Annotated in this window: 16 protein-coding genes; 7 read left to right on the top strand and 9 right to left on the bottom strand. The window is 40.1% G+C overall.

Translation table 11 applies throughout. The annotated features are described in order from the left end of the window. Positions 1-25 precede the first annotated feature (25 nt). From JXQ92_RS10835 to JXQ92_RS10815, 5 genes are all read left to right on the top strand, one after another. Positions 26-535 carry a hypothetical protein gene (locus JXQ92_RS10835; RefSeq protein ID WP_421986641.1) on the top strand — a complete coding sequence of 170 codons (510 nt, stop codon included), beginning with the start codon at positions 26-28 and terminating at the stop codon, positions 533-535. Positions 536-563: 28 nt separating this feature from the next. Further along, entirely contained in the window at positions 564-1,118 is a 555-nt protein-coding gene (locus JXQ92_RS10830) for a hypothetical protein (RefSeq protein ID WP_421986640.1), read from the top strand. Between the two features lie 3 nt (positions 1,119-1,121). After that, entirely contained in the window at positions 1,122-2,555 is a 1,434-nt protein-coding gene (locus JXQ92_RS10825) for an RtcB family protein (protein ID WP_421986639.1), read from the top strand. Between the two features lie 44 nt (positions 2,556-2,599). After that, the gene (locus JXQ92_RS10820; RefSeq protein WP_421986638.1) at positions 2,600-3,169 is read left to right on the top strand and encodes a tyrosine-protein phosphatase; all 570 of its coding nucleotides are present in this window, start codon (positions 2,600-2,602) and stop codon (positions 3,167-3,169) included. Positions 3,170-3,249: 80 nt separating this feature from the next. After that, entirely contained in the window at positions 3,250-3,816 is a 567-nt protein-coding gene (locus tag JXQ92_RS10815) for a PhnA domain-containing protein (RefSeq protein ID WP_421986637.1), read from the top strand. A 19-nt stretch (positions 3,817-3,835) separates the two neighbouring features. Here the strand turns inward: JXQ92_RS10815 and JXQ92_RS10810 are convergent, their stop codons facing one another. Then, on the bottom strand, positions 3,836-4,702 hold the full coding sequence (locus tag JXQ92_RS10810; RefSeq protein ID WP_421986636.1) for a winged helix-turn-helix domain-containing protein: 867 nt from the start codon (positions 4,700-4,702) through the stop codon (positions 3,836-3,838). A 129-nt stretch (positions 4,703-4,831) separates the two neighbouring features. Here JXQ92_RS10810 and JXQ92_RS10805 point away from each other — a divergent pair, with 129 nt between their 5' ends. After that, on the top strand, positions 4,832-5,428 hold the full coding sequence (locus JXQ92_RS10805; RefSeq protein ID WP_421986635.1) for a YceI family protein: 597 nt from the start codon (positions 4,832-4,834) through the stop codon (positions 5,426-5,428). A gap of 5 nt (positions 5,429-5,433) precedes the next feature. Next, positions 5,434-6,027: a hypothetical protein gene (locus JXQ92_RS10800; RefSeq protein ID WP_421986634.1), complete on the top strand. Its 594-nt coding sequence runs from the start codon at positions 5,434-5,436 to the stop codon at positions 6,025-6,027. Positions 6,028-6,029: 2 nt separating this feature from the next. Here JXQ92_RS10800 and JXQ92_RS10795 read toward each other — a convergent pair whose 3' ends face one another. From JXQ92_RS10795 to JXQ92_RS10760, 8 genes are all read right to left on the bottom strand, one after another. Next, entirely contained in the window at positions 6,030-7,055 is a 1,026-nt protein-coding gene (locus JXQ92_RS10795) for a c-type cytochrome (protein ID WP_421986633.1), read from the bottom strand. A 3-nt stretch (positions 7,056-7,058) separates the two neighbouring features. Continuing rightward, positions 7,059-8,288, bottom strand: coding sequence for a hypothetical protein (locus JXQ92_RS10790; RefSeq protein ID WP_421986632.1), 1,230 nt, complete (start codon positions 8,286-8,288; stop codon positions 7,059-7,061). A 117-nt stretch (positions 8,289-8,405) separates the two neighbouring features. After that, the gene (locus tag JXQ92_RS10785) at positions 8,406-8,819 is read right to left on the bottom strand and encodes a YeeE/YedE family protein (RefSeq protein WP_421986631.1); all 414 of its coding nucleotides are present in this window, start codon (positions 8,817-8,819) and stop codon (positions 8,406-8,408) included. 10 nt (positions 8,820-8,829) lie between these two features. Beyond that, complete coding sequence (locus JXQ92_RS10780; RefSeq protein WP_421986630.1) at positions 8,830-9,396, bottom strand: YeeE/YedE family protein; 567 nt, start codon at positions 9,394-9,396, stop codon at positions 8,830-8,832. Between the two features lie 87 nt (positions 9,397-9,483). Then, positions 9,484-10,893, bottom strand: coding sequence for an MBL fold metallo-hydrolase (locus JXQ92_RS10775; RefSeq protein ID WP_421986629.1), 1,410 nt, complete (start codon positions 10,891-10,893; stop codon positions 9,484-9,486). An 88-nt stretch (positions 10,894-10,981) separates the two neighbouring features. After that, positions 10,982-12,697 (bottom strand): SulP family inorganic anion transporter, encoded by a 1,716-nt coding sequence (locus JXQ92_RS10770; RefSeq protein ID WP_421986628.1) that lies wholly within the window; start codon positions 12,695-12,697, stop codon positions 10,982-10,984. Between the two features lie 110 nt (positions 12,698-12,807). Further along, positions 12,808-13,086: a GNAT family N-acetyltransferase gene (locus JXQ92_RS10765; protein WP_421986627.1), complete on the bottom strand. Its 279-nt coding sequence runs from the start codon at positions 13,084-13,086 to the stop codon at positions 12,808-12,810. 4 nt (positions 13,087-13,090) lie between these two features. Next, positions 13,091-13,372 carry a UBP-type zinc finger domain-containing protein gene (locus tag JXQ92_RS10760; protein ID WP_421986626.1) on the bottom strand — a complete coding sequence of 94 codons (282 nt, stop codon included), beginning with the start codon at positions 13,370-13,372 and terminating at the stop codon, positions 13,091-13,093. Positions 13,373-13,620 lie beyond the last annotated feature (248 nt).

The raw sequence follows: 13,620 nt of genomic DNA, 5'->3' as shown, positions 1-13,620 counted from the left end.
GTCCCGGGGCCTAAATTTCAAGGACATGAAAAATATAGATACACTTAGACCATCCCTTAGAAAACGCCAAAAGCGTAGGGATAAACGAATGCACGAAGAGTTGATTGAATGCTATCGTGTTGGCGGTAGGTGGCAAGGGAATAAACGCAAAGGTTACGATAAAGCAATTGCCAAAAACCCTGATAACTATCGTAAACATGAAGGCATAAAATTAAGAAGCGGCGGCACTAAACTTCAGACTGATAATCTGCAGCCACTCATTCGATTCTTGGCTAAAAATGAAGGGAAATTCTGGAATAAAGTTTACGGAATTCTCTGTCAAAAAATGAATAAAAATGGCGTTTTAGGGCAGCATGTATTCGATCATATTTCTGGCTTTGTTCACACCAAAGTATCCATTGAAAGTGGCAAAATTATTTCAATCGGGCCATGGGGCGGACAACGCGAATTAACTTCATACTGGCATTCAGTCTTTTATGTTCACCCAAAAAGTGGACAGTTATTAAAAGTGAAAAGTAAACGAATTATAACCTGAGGGCACGCTGCCCTCTGAATTTAAAAAAATGGACATCTACGAAGAATATATCGAGGGTCTGATTCAGTTGACAGAAGATGCTTTAATAGATGATAAATATGAAGAAGCGAGAAACTGGCTAGAGAGCGGTTTGTTTGAAGAACCTGGTTACCCCAGGCTACATGCAAAACTTGGAGATCTCTACCATTACAACCTCAAAAATTGTGAGAAAGCGGAACTTCACTATCAACTAGCTATCAAATTCAATCCTAACGAACAAGAATTCTATGAAGACCTGGTTCAACTCTACTATGCGGAGAACAAGTATCAAGGGATTAGAATTTGGATGAAAAAAGCGATTCCATATGAGAATATTAACAGAGTATTCATATATGGAAATCTTGGACAAGTCGCTGAAGCAGAGAACAATTACAATTTGGCCATTGCCTATTACAAGAAGGCTAGGTTAGCGTCATTAAACAACTTTGTTACCGCCGAACTGAAAGGTCATATTAAAAGAAATAAGTATAAACGTTTGAGACGCTTATTTGGAAATGCTGGACAAAACACTGCAAAACCACTGAGCGCTAACATAAATAATTGAGTTATGGCATCTAAAAAATTAATTGGGAAAGACCTTAAAAAGCTAGGATTCCCAGAAGGAAGAGCCATTGGTGAAGCCATGCGGGTAATGGAAACGGCCTATAAAGGCAAATCTATTCTTCATAAAAAGGCAATGCTGAAAAAAGTACTGGAAACTCCGGCCCTATATGCAAAACATGAAACTTTAGGGCCTATAGCTACGGCACTTTTAATTAGTGAAATTTCTAACAAGCCACTGGAAATGAGACAAAAACGAATTCCATATGCTGTTTATGGTAGTGAAGGAATTGAGCCTGGTGCAATTAACCAAATGGAAATTGCTATGAAGTTACCGGTGACTAAATCTGGTGCATTAATGCCTGATGCGCATCAAGGATATGGGTTGCCAATTGGCGGTGTATTGGCCACTGAAAACGCGGTAATTCCCTATGGAGTTGGCGTTGATATTGGATGTAGAATGTGTATGACACTCTACGATATTCCTCCAGCATACGTTCATCAGAACACGGAAGCACTAGAGCGCATGCTAATGGAAAATACTCGTTTCGGACAAAGCTCATTTAGGCGCCCTAAAGATCATGCAATATTAGAAAATAGCCTTTTTGGCGAAATCAATATTGTAAAGTCTTTGAAGGATCGAGCTTGGCAACAAATCGGATCTTCTGGTGGCGGAAACCATTTCGTAGAGTTCGGGATTGGAGAGATCTTATCTGATGACAACCAAATGGGTTTACCACGAGGCAAATACTTATCGGTACTCTCCCACTCAGGATCGAGAGGGCTAGGTGCAAATATCGCAAGACATTACACTAAGTTGGCCATGGACATGACCAAGTTACCGAGTGAAGCCAAGCATTTAGCTTGGTTAGATTTAGCCTCTGAGGCCGGCCAAGAGTACTGGTTGGCCATGAATTTGGCTGGTGATTATGCCTCTGCATGTCATCACCAGATTCACGAACGCTTGGCAAAAGCGCTCGGAGAAAGACCCCTTGCCATGGTTGAAAATCACCACAATTTTGCTTGGAAAGAGCAAGACGCTGAGGGAAATGAAATCATTGTGCATAGAAAAGGAGCAACACCTGCTGGCGAAGGCGTGTTGGGTATTATTCCTGGGTCTATGACTTCTCCAGGCTTTATTGTAAAAGGAAAAGGCGTAAACGAATCCATTAATTCAGCGGCACATGGTGCCGGTAGATTAATGTCTAGGACGAAAGCTAAACAGACGCTTTCTAAGCGAGATGTGAAACAGCATATTAAAAAGGCAGGCATCACATTAATTGGCTCTGGATTGGATGAGGCGCCACAAGTTTATAAGGATATCTATGAGGTAATGGATAGGCAAAAAGAGCTTGTAGAAGTAGTTGGCACATTCCAGCCTAAAGTGGTAAGAATGTGTGGCGCTAATGAAGCTAAAGGTAAATATCAGGAAGTAGATTAATCAATGGCGGCACTATAATGGTGTCGCCTATTTAAATTACTACAATGGGACTCAATTATACAGACGGGTGCGTCAACTTTCGAGATTTAGGGGAATATATCAGTTTGATATTGGGCGAGGACGCGTTTCCAGTTGGTAAAGTATATCGTGGTGGTAGCATTGATCATGTTAAGAATGTAGAAGAAATAGGAAGTCCTAAGTCAGTAATAAACTTGCGAAATGGACTTGATTATCAAGCATTCGATATTGACTATTACCACTTCCCAATGTCGAACAAAATTGAGAAGTATGACACAAGTCAAAAAGATGTAAGGCGATGGTTGAATGAGATCATACAGACCTTTGAATCAAACAAAATGAAATACCCGGTACTGATTCATTGCCTTTCAGGAAAGGACAGAACTGGAATTGTCATTGCAGCTTTACTATTAATTCTCGGTTATTCTAAAGAAGTAATTGTTGAAGAGTATCTTCTAAGTGAGGGTGAGGTAAAGGAATCACTGATTAGTCAGTCAATTGAAGGCATGATGCCAATTGAGGAATACTTCGATCGGGTCGACTTGGAATTGATCAGAAGACATCTGAAAAAGGTACTTCCAAAGGCACTTACCTAACTTCTTTCAACAACGGTCTGCGTAAGCTCACCAAAACTTGTCGCTAATAATCGATACTTTCACCACACAATCCTGAAGAGATGAGTTTAGAGCAAGAATTACTAGAAAGAAGCAGTATATGTGAGCTATGCGGAGCAGAAGATAATCTATCTTCTTTTGCTGTTACTCCGTCTAATGGTTCAATAGACCAAACCATACTGGCTTGCGCAACTTGCCAATCTCAGATTGAAAATCCTGACCAAATAGATCCTAACCATTGGCGGTGTTTAAATGATAGTATGTGGAGCACCGTTCCAGCAGTACAAGTTGTTTCATGGCGTATGCTCACAGCACTTTCTAACGAAGGGTGGCCAGCGGATCTATTGGATATGATGTATCTGGATGATGAAACTTTGCAATGGGCTAAATCCGATCAAGAGAAAACTGAGGAGGAGGCTGTAAAACACATCGATAGTAACGGAGTAGAACTCCAAGCCGGAGACTCAGTCGTATTAATAAAAGACCTCAATGTAAAGGGTGGTGGGTTTACCGCCAAGCGTGGCACTGCGGTGAGAAATATTGGCTTAGTTCATGACGATCCAGAGCATATTCAAGGGAAAGTAAATGGACAGACAATCTACATTCTGACAAAGTTTGTGAAAAAGTAAGTGAGCCATACGCTTCAAGCTACGAGGAAATAGTCTCGAGCTTATAACCCACACCATGAACGTTCGTGAGTTTAAGACTGTCATCATCTTTCAATTTCAGCCTAAGTTTAGAGACATAGGTATCTAAACTTCTCCCTACAATCACTCCTTTGTCTTCCCAAACCCTCTTTGTAAGCTCATCTCGTTTTACCACCTTATTCGCGTTAGCAACAAAAATCACAAGCAACTCACATTCCTTTTTCGATAAACTAATTTCCTTCTTGTTGATTATCAATTTGTTTTGCTCTGGGTAAAAACGAAAGTCACCTATCTGATCACTCTGCTGAATACCGCGAGTTTCTTCCTCCCGTTTGGGTGCGTAAAAAAGCGATATAACAAAAGCTAGGGTCACAAATACTAATAAATACAGCAATGTTTGCTGGCCCAAAAAGCTACTGTTTTGCTCCTTAAACCATACCTCAATGGAATAACAGTTTTCAGGAAGTATTCGGCCGGCACAGGGAATGATTGTTGTATGTTCACTTGAAGTCATCTTATAACTATATGCGACTTCTTGATTTATACATTGGATAACCTCCACTATGTAGTTTTCGGGGAGTTCGGACCTTAAAAATGCTTCTTTGATTATTAAGACAACATTACTAGGCTCAAATGAAAGGTGTGACTGAAATGAAAGTTCAAATTTACCTGCCTCTAATTTGACTATCGGTAAAATCAGAGATGTTGAATCTTGGTCGGATAGCAACAATCTATTACCAGCATCTCGTAATGCTATTTTGGCTAACTCTGAAAAACCCTCTTCTTCGCGCGTCGAATCTTGAAATAATAAAGCAACTAATAGCGCCAACACTATCACTCCGAATGAATAAACCTTCTTTTCTCGCATAAAGCTTGTAAATAACAGCCAACCTCATGACTTTTTACAATGATTGACACTTCTTTTACATTTTTTTGACATCTCAGGGCATAATGCGCCTCTAGATTTGAACCTAAACAAACAACTCTAAAGCGTCTTATGAAAAAACACATTTTTACATCTATTCTACTTGTCTACTCATTAAGCACTATCCATGCACAAGAGATAAGAAAAATAGACATTGAAAACAGTCAAGTTAATTGGTCAAGCTCGTACTCCTTTAGTTTTGGAGGCCATGAAGGATACGTTAAACTCAAGGCAGGCCTGTTGGTTATCACAGATAATAAATTCACGGGAGGATCATTCACAATAGATATGAATTCAATCGCCAATACAGATGGCGACTACAGTCAAGACCTTGTTGATCATTTAAAAAGTGATGATTTCTTTAATACTGCAGAACACCCAACAGCCCAATTGGTAATAACTAATGTAAAATACCACGACAGAAAAAACACGCCCCAAAGTGATAAGACTTTTATTAGAATTGATGCTAATCTTACAATAAAGGGGATTACTCATCCAATTCAATTTGAAGCGGGTATAAATGCTGAAGGTTCTCAGTTAGATTCAAAATTTAAAATCGACCGTACACTTTGGAATGTTAACTTCAAATCAAAAGGAATTGGTGCTCGGCTTAAGGACGGTATTATTTCAGACGCGATCGAATTCAACATCTTACTTCAACTAAACTGAAGATTATGCCTAGTAATACTAAAACGACCTTAATCATCATTGCTTTATGCCTATGCTCCATCTCAGCATTGAGTCAAGAAGAAACACGTCCAGACTTGATGGTTACCGATGGCTGGGGAAAAGAACTCTTTATTTTCCCGATTAGATTCGCTTCCAAAATTCCCTACACTGGTTTTGAAGAAGCTCGGTTTCCAAAAGGTTGGGGAATCGAGAGCAGCCCTGAGTTTTGGTCGTATGCCTTTGCATGGAAAATAGATGTGAAAGCACCACTTACTGAAACCGACTTGGAGGTCAACCTGCAGCGCTACTTCGATGGGCTTTTAGGCTTAGACTTCAAAGAAGATGGTCAAAAGACAAATGCCGTATTTGTTAGCTCAAATGCATCAAAACCTTGGGTAGGTTATAAAGGAAAAATCAAAACCTTAGATACAAGATTTACTAAAAAACCTATGATTTTAAATGTGCTTGTAGACCAGCACTACTGTAAAAAGGAAAAGCAGTATATCATTATATTTAAATTTTCTCCAAAGGAATTTGGAACTCCTGTTTGGCTGAAAATGAACGACATAAAATTGAGCCCAGAGGCCTGTAATCACTAGTCTTACTTACTCTTTTTAATACCTAACTCCTTTTCATACCATGCCATAATGGGTTGAAAGGGGCCGTATTTATGTTGTTCTGGAGAAAATCTATCTACCCAAGGTCCATAGGGTGTAGAAACAGGTTTGAGATTTTTATCAGGAAAGTCAGTTTCCGGGTTTGACTTTTGTGACCTTTCAAAACTATTGATATAGGCTGCCACATGATAAGCTTCTTCATCCGTAAGCACCGGATTATCCAAAGTAGCTTCAAGATAAGGCATATTGCCTTTAATGAATTGAGCCGCCGTAATGACACGATGCATTCCTGCTCCATGATTATAGCTGTCATTTCCCCAAAGTGGTGGATATAAATATTTGTCAGTTTCGGAAGGTCTTTGGCCCTGACCATCTTCCATATGGCAGGTTTGACAATGCTTCGTATAAATTTCTTTCCCTCGTACAGGATCCGCCGCTTCATTTGGCAGTTCTACCTTAGCAAAACCTTTAAATTCTTCCTCCCTGTCGTCAGGCACATCTTCACTTAACCATTCCATATAGGCGATAATGGCCTGCATTTCTAGACTTCCCTCAGGCAACACTTCCCCGTCCATACTTCGCTCCATACAGCCATTTACTCTCTCTATCAGGTTTCCCATTTTGTTTTCTCTTCCTCTGAACTGAGGGAAACGATTAGCGACTCCCACAAAAGATGCTGAACCGGTTTTTCTTCCTGCATCTAAATGACAGCTTTGACAACTCAGGTTGTTTCCCGCCAAGCGACTCTTGATTTCCGGAGCAAGTGGACCAATATGTTTACTAGTTTCGGTAATGACTTGGTATCCATATTTAACTAGGTTGTCTCTCGGGCTAGTCCCTAAATCAGTTTGAGCATTTCGAGGCCTCCAACTATCTGGTGAGTCTAGGTTTTGGGTGATCCATGAGGGATTTTTCCAGAGCATTACCAATAACACTAGTACCAGTATGGATATACCAAATACTGCGTATACCGTCTGTGCTACTAGTTTTATAAGCTTTGGAAAATCCATTTGCTAAAAAGTATAAGTCAGTAAAATATCAGAATGAAAGAAGTCTGCTTTATTTATCCGATAGGCCTCATTTCCTCCAATGTCATCATCGAGAAATCTATAGGCCAAATACCATTCTATGTTAACTCCTTTCAATCCCTTCCCTTTAGGGCTGTATTTGATCGAGGCATCCCAATGCACGTGCGATGGTACACCTAATTTATTACTCACAAACTCAGCCGGATTATTTAATCGGTTGGTACCGATACTAGAGTAAAGTCTCGTATCGCTTTTTTCGCTCGTCCAGGTACGTTCCCATTTCACCATTAACGAAGTAACATCACTTAGCCCCTCAACGCGTGTACGTCTTTGGAAAGTATAGAATGGTTCTTTGCCCCATTCTCTTGGCATAAGCATTCGGCCAGATGCACCTATTCTAGAGAAATTGAATTGAAACAGGTTATGCTCTTTGCGTTTTTCTAACCTCAAACCAAATGCCGAGGCGCGATGCCCTTCCGGTAGATAAGATAAGGCGGGGTTTTCATTTCCTCCTTCACCTACTTTAAACTGATAGATAAACATACCGCTTAGTGCAAAGTCGTTTTCAAGTTTAAAAACGGGTTCTATTAAAACGGTATTATGAATATTATCAGTATAATAGTTCCAAAAGTCAATCGTCATCTGATCATTTACATCAACCTTTGCATTGGCGATTCCCATAAAGTTTGAATTGACATTCCCCGGATAATCGGCTGGATTTCCGTTTTCATCTAAACCAACTGCAATTTGACCTACAGTCTCTCCTATACCGTCAAATTCTCCTGAAAACCGGGGTGAAATTTGGTTAATAACGCCTAACTGAAATTTCAATCCTGACCGAGCGCTGTAGTCATACCAAATACCTTGAACAGCATTCGGAAATGGCCAAGGCTCTGAATTAATTGTAGGCGTTTCTATTAAAAATCGTCCGAGCGTGATCTCGTGTTTGTCAAGATCAAAGCGTGCATAAAGTTGCGGAAGTGAAAAAGAGGAGCTGCCCGAAAGCAAATTGGGGTTCCAAAGATTTGCCTCATAAATAGGTCCTGCTCCTGTTAAGGCATCTCGTTTGGTAATATTATCTATCCCGAAATGTACTAAAGCATTTCCCTGTACCCCAAATGTTAGCCAATCTTTAACAGAATGTTTGTATCGCAAATAACCGTGCGTTACCGTTCCTGAGAAATTCTCTAAGTCTCCTTTATTGGCAGTACTCATGTGGCGTAGTTGGAGGCGACCACTCAACTGCTTTTGCTCTTGTGCCTCAGCGACTAACGTGCAAAGCAACGCCATCGAAAAAAATAGGATTCGTCTCAAGTTTAAATTTTCCTCCAATTAATGAGGTAATTTGTTCCTAAGCAAGCCGTAAACATAAGTTCCTAATAATCCTGAGGCTATTGCCACCAACATAACCAAGTAGCCATTACCCACTTGAACAAACAATGGACCTGGACAAGCACCTGTTAAAGCCCAACCTAAGCCGAAAATTGTACCTCCGATGAGGTATCGTGGATAAGAAAACTGCTTAGGTGCAATTTCTATAGGATCTCCTGACAAAGATTTCAGTTTTCGTGCTTTAATAATTCTAGTGATGATTATCCCTACAACTACTGCCGACCCTATAACACCATACATATGAAAAGCTTGAAACTTAAACATTTCAAAAATTCGAAACCATGAGATCAACTCTGCTTTTGTGAGCACTATGCCGAAAACGGTACCCAATACTAAGTATTTAATGTATTTCATAATGCTTGATTTAGAGGGCTAAAATTGAAGGAAGAATGAACCATGTCATGAGTAAGCCGCCGGCAAAAAAACCGATTACAGCCAACAGAGAAGCGGGTTGAAGATCGCTTAGGCCGCTAATGGCATGCCCCGAAGTACAGCCCCCGGCATAACGCGTACCGAATCCAACTAAGAATCCACCTAGCACAATCATAATAATGCCTTTAGCCGTGAGCAGTGATTCTAAATTAAAAATAGATTCAGGCATCATGCCTTCGCCCGGATTTTCTACACCCAGCGCTGACAATTCATTGATAGTATTTTCACTGATGGCGATCATTTCGCTATCCATCAAAAACTGGCTCGCGATAATGCCTCCAAGGATAGTTCCGACTACAAAGACAAGGTTCCAAGTCTGCTTTTTCCAATCAAAATCAAAAAATTCACAAGACTTACCGGCTCCCAAGACGGAACACAGGTTTCTAAAGTTGGCCGATAAGCCGAAACTATTGCCAAAATAGATTAGTCCGAACATTACCAAGGCAATAACCGGTCCTGCCACATACCATGGCCAAGGTTGACTTATAAATTCTATCATATTATAATTTTAGATTTGGTGTAGCCGATCGCCATAGAAGATTACTATCAACTATCGGTGTACTAAAAATGCTGTTCTTTGGTCTTTTTAATCTAGCGTGCTCGGGCACACAAAGTCTGTAACTGGAATCCCTTCCTTAACAATTGCAGCGAACCCACCTGCCACGTCGATTACTTTATTGTAACCGCGCGCTTTTAAGATAGAAGCAAAGATTACAGAGCGATAACCACCTGCGCAATGTACATGGTACTCTGTATCTTTATCAATCCGATGCATTTCATCGCTAATAAAATCTAAGGGAACACTTTTTGCCTTTTCGATATGCTCGGCTGAATATTCTCCTGGTTTTCTGACATCAAGAATATTGATGTTATCACCTGCCATGCGGTCCTTTAAAGTAGCCGCACTTACTGATTCTAAAGTATCAATTTCTTTACCTGCACTTCTCCAAGCATCAAAACCACCTTTGAGGAAACCTAGTGTATTGTCGTAGCCGACTCTACTAAGCCTTGTAATTATCTCTTCTTCTCTTCCTTCATCAGCCACAAGAATAATTGGCTGTTGTAGATCAGTGATCAGTGCACCTACCCACGGGGCAAAGCCGCCATCGATACCAATAAAAATTGCATTTGGAATAAAGCCGTTTACAAATTCTTTCTGATGCCTGGTATCAAGAACTAGTGCTCCTTCATGATTCGCCATGGCTTCAAATGTTTCAACGTCTAAGGCTATATTTCCTTTCGCCATAACATCATCTAAGCTATCAACCCCTGTTTTATTCAACATAGCGTTTTTCGCAAAGTATTGAGGTGGAGGTAGAATACCTTCTGTAACTTCCTTGATAAACTCTTCTTTAGACATATCCGCTCTAAGGGCATAGTTTACTTTCTTCTGATTGCCTAAAAGATCTGTTGTTTCCTTGCTCATGTTTTTACCACATGCGGAACCTGCACCATGGGCAGGATAAACAATCACTTCATCTGGCAAAGTCATAATCTTATTTCGCAAGCTTTCGAAAAGCATACCTGCTAAATCTTCTCTGCTCAAATCGGATTTTACAGCAAGGTCAGGGCGCCCAACATCCCCTATAAATAAGGTGTCGCCCGAAAAAATTGCATGTTCTTTACCTGCTTCATCAATCAGCAAGTAAGTAGAGCTTTCGGGGGTGTGCCCAGGTGTATGGAGTACTTTGATTTTGATATCACCTATTTCAAATATCTCATTATCAATGGCTTCATGAATATCATAGCTAGTTTTAGCACCTGGTCCGTAAACGATAGTCGCTCCAGTTTTATTCGCTAAATCCAAATGACCCGAAACGAAATCGGCATGAAAATGTGTTTCGAAGATATACTTTATGGTAGCTTCACTTTTTTCGGCACGTGCCAAATAAGTTTCTGTTTCTCTCAGTGGATCAATGATTGCCACTTCTCCTTTGCTTTCTATGTAATAAGCACCTTGCGCTAAACAGCCAGTATAAATTTGCTCGATCTTCATTACTCTTTTCTTTAATTTCTACGTCTTAAAGACATTACTTATTCGAAATACGTTCCAATTCAATTAGGAGTGTGTAACTGATGTTACATTACTCATTTGTTTGTATTGCCATCTGATCTCTAGATTTCTCGTATGATTCTGACAAACAATATTTTACAGCATCGTCGGTAGTTAAAAAGAAAGATTGATCTTCTTTATTCGTCACCAAGCCGTTAACATATAATGCATCCCGCACTGGGCCGATTACTTCTGCAAATAAAAGCCTTATCCCCTTTTCATTCAAGGTCTCTACTAAATCCCTTACGCCAACGATTCCGGTGGCATCTATATGGACGACTGAAGCCGCGTCTAAAATCACATACTTCAGTTTCCCTTCACCTTTTAAAGCGGCCTGAATCATTCGCTCTTTTATGGTTTGAATGTTCACAAAAACAAAGGGAACATCTACCCGAACAACGATCAGATTATCCCAAGTTTCAAGGTCTTTAAAACGTTTTAAGTTTCTGTATTCCGTAAAGCCTTTCACTCGTCCAAGAAATGCAATATGTGGGTTAGCGGCTTTAAATAGTAGTAACAGAATGGATAATATTATTCCAGAAACAATGCCTTGTACCATGCCGAATGTAAGCGTTACTATACCCGTGGCTAAAAGGAGTACCAATTCTAATTTATTGGTTTTCCAGAGCGTAAGGATATACTTTGTATCTATAAGACCAGAAACAGCTACCATAATGATAGAGGCAAGAATGGCATGTGGTAAATGATAAAACAAAGGTGTTAGAAAGAGCAAGGTCAAGGCCACTAAGCCTGCACTTATTATGGAAGCCAAAGGTGTTTGTGCACCAGATTGCTCATTTACGGCAGACCTTGAAAAACCACCGGTTACTGGGTAACTCTGAAACAAGGAACCGATAATATTTGATGCTCCAAGGGCTATTAATTCTTGATTTGGAATCACTTTATAATTCCTTCGCTTCGCTTCTATTGCCTTGGCCACAGAAAACGCCTCCATATAAGCCACCACTGCAATGGTGAGTGACAATGGCAACAGCTTTTGGATCATTTCAAGGGAAAGATCTGGTAAAATAAAGGCAGGTAACCCTTGTGGAATTTCCCGAACAACACTTACTCCTTTTTCATCTAAACCAAAGCCTATTACAATTAAAATACCGGCCACCACAGCTATCAATGCACCAGGTATTTTCTTATTCCAACGCTTGGCTAATTTGATAAAGACAATACCGGAAACGCCTAATAATAAAGTAACCCAATGTACTTCCCCTAGCTTCTCGAATGTACTCGCCAGCACCACATGAATTTCGTTTGCTCTTGCTACTTCCACGCCTAACAGGTATTTAAGCTGGCTTAAACCTATAATTAGCGCAGCGGCTGAAGTAAAACCACTAATTACTGGCTTTGAAAGTAGATTGGTGATAAAGCCCATTCTAATTACCCCAAGGGTAAACTGCGCAACTCCCATAAAAAATGCCAAGAGTATGGCAAAGGTTATATAGGCGTCCGTACCTTCTGTGGCCAATACAGAAATACCTGTGGCCACTAGTAGCGAATCCATTGCCACAGGTGCTACGGATAACTGACGAGATGTGCCGAAAATGGCATAGATAATCTGTGGCACCACAGAGGCATATAAGCCATAAACTGGTGGCAAACCAGCAATTAAAGCATAAGCCATTCCTTGAGGAATAAGCATTACGCCTACTGTAAGCCCTGCAAAAAGATCATTGCTGAGGTATTCCTTTTTGTAGTTAGGTAACCAAGAGAGTATCGGAAAAAATTGCTTCAATCGCCGTTCTGTTTGAATGATTGCTCAAATGTAAAGCAACGCAAATCATTTAAAAGTAACCAAAGTTACTAAACATCTAGTACAGCGATTTGGTAGGGTAAATCGACTGGTTATAAAAGCCCTTTATACTCTGGGTACTTCTCAAACATTTGCTGTGTGAAATTACACCTAGGCACTACTGATAGATCATTTTCGGTAGCAAAATCAACCATTTGTTTGAATAAGACTTTTCCTAGGCCCTGACCAGCCTGAGCAGGATCGACACTGGTATGTTGTATTATAATTCGGTCAGGAAAAGGTGTTGAGAACATAATATATGCGACTTTAGCCTCGCCTTCCCATAACTGGAATTCTCCACCCAGATCATCTGATTTCAAACGACTTTCCATTTAATTAATACGCTTTGGGGTTGAAGCTTCTATGTTCAAAGCAATAAGACCATTTTTCACCGGGTTCGGCCGATACAATTACGGAATGTCCATCGTGTGATTCGGCGTGTTTTCTAGCGTGTTGGTTTGGAGAAGAATCATAGCAAAGCGTTGTACCACAACTTTGACACTTTCTTAAATGCACCCATGTATCTCCAGTTTTAATGCACTCTTCACATTCGTATTTATCTGGAGGATTTACTTCCAAGGTTTTTAGGTGTTCGCAGATCCGTGGTTTTACGGCCATTGGTTAAAAGTCAGAGGCAAAGTTTAATAACAGAAGGTTAAAGCATCAGCGACATTTAGCATTTTTAATGCTTCCCTGAAATTATTCAGTTTATCGAAACCAGACATTGTTTAATTACTGACATGTTTTGGTTCCTTAATCGTTAGGTCAAAATAAGCATTAAATGTGGAAATGTTACTAGAAAACAGCTATCGATCAATTTCCATCTATCACAAGTGAGTATAATAATTGTTATATTCCAAGCTGTA

The sequence above is a fragment of the Roseivirga sp. genome (assembly GCF_049099775.1).
In the GTDB taxonomy this organism is placed as follows: Bacteria; Bacteroidota; Bacteroidia; order Cytophagales; family Cyclobacteriaceae; genus Roseivirga.
The sequence above is the reverse complement of the archived record's forward strand: the minus strand, read 5'-3'. Positions and strand labels throughout refer to the sequence as shown.

Coding starts and splice junctions, on each gene's coding strand:
- JXQ92_RS10835 (WP_421986641.1), top strand. CDS start 26: ATGAAAAATATAGATACACTTAGACCATCCCTTAGAAAACGCCAAAAG.
- JXQ92_RS10830 (WP_421986640.1), top strand. CDS start 564: ATGGACATCTACGAAGAATATATCGAGGGTCTGATTCAGTTGACAGAA.
- JXQ92_RS10825 (WP_421986639.1), top strand. CDS start 1,122: ATGGCATCTAAAAAATTAATTGGGAAAGACCTTAAAAAGCTAGGATTC.
- JXQ92_RS10820 (WP_421986638.1), top strand. CDS start 2,600: ATGGGACTCAATTATACAGACGGGTGCGTCAACTTTCGAGATTTAGGG.
- JXQ92_RS10815 (WP_421986637.1), top strand. CDS start 3,250: ATGAGTTTAGAGCAAGAATTACTAGAAAGAAGCAGTATATGTGAGCTA.
- JXQ92_RS10810 (WP_421986636.1), bottom strand. CDS start 4,702: ATGCGAGAAAAGAAGGTTTATTCATTCGGAGTGATAGTGTTGGCGCTA.
- JXQ92_RS10805 (WP_421986635.1), top strand. CDS start 4,832: ATGAAAAAACACATTTTTACATCTATTCTACTTGTCTACTCATTAAGC.
- JXQ92_RS10800 (WP_421986634.1), top strand. CDS start 5,434: ATGCCTAGTAATACTAAAACGACCTTAATCATCATTGCTTTATGCCTA.
- JXQ92_RS10795 (WP_421986633.1), bottom strand. CDS start 7,055: ATGGATTTTCCAAAGCTTATAAAACTAGTAGCACAGACGGTATACGCA.
- JXQ92_RS10790 (WP_421986632.1), bottom strand. CDS start 8,288: ATGAGTACTGCCAATAAAGGAGACTTAGAGAATTTCTCAGGAACGGTA.
- JXQ92_RS10785 (WP_421986631.1), bottom strand. CDS start 8,819: ATGAAATACATTAAATACTTAGTATTGGGTACCGTTTTCGGCATAGTG.
- JXQ92_RS10780 (WP_421986630.1), bottom strand. CDS start 9,396: ATGATAGAATTTATAAGTCAACCTTGGCCATGGTATGTGGCAGGACCG.
- JXQ92_RS10775 (WP_421986629.1), bottom strand. CDS start 10,893: ATGAAGATCGAGCAAATTTATACTGGCTGTTTAGCGCAAGGTGCTTAT.
- JXQ92_RS10765 (WP_421986627.1), bottom strand. CDS start 13,086: ATGGAAAGTCGTTTGAAATCAGATGATCTGGGTGGAGAATTCCAGTTA.
- JXQ92_RS10760 (WP_421986626.1), bottom strand. CDS start 13,372: ATGGCCGTAAAACCACGGATCTGCGAACACCTAAAAACCTTGGAAGTA.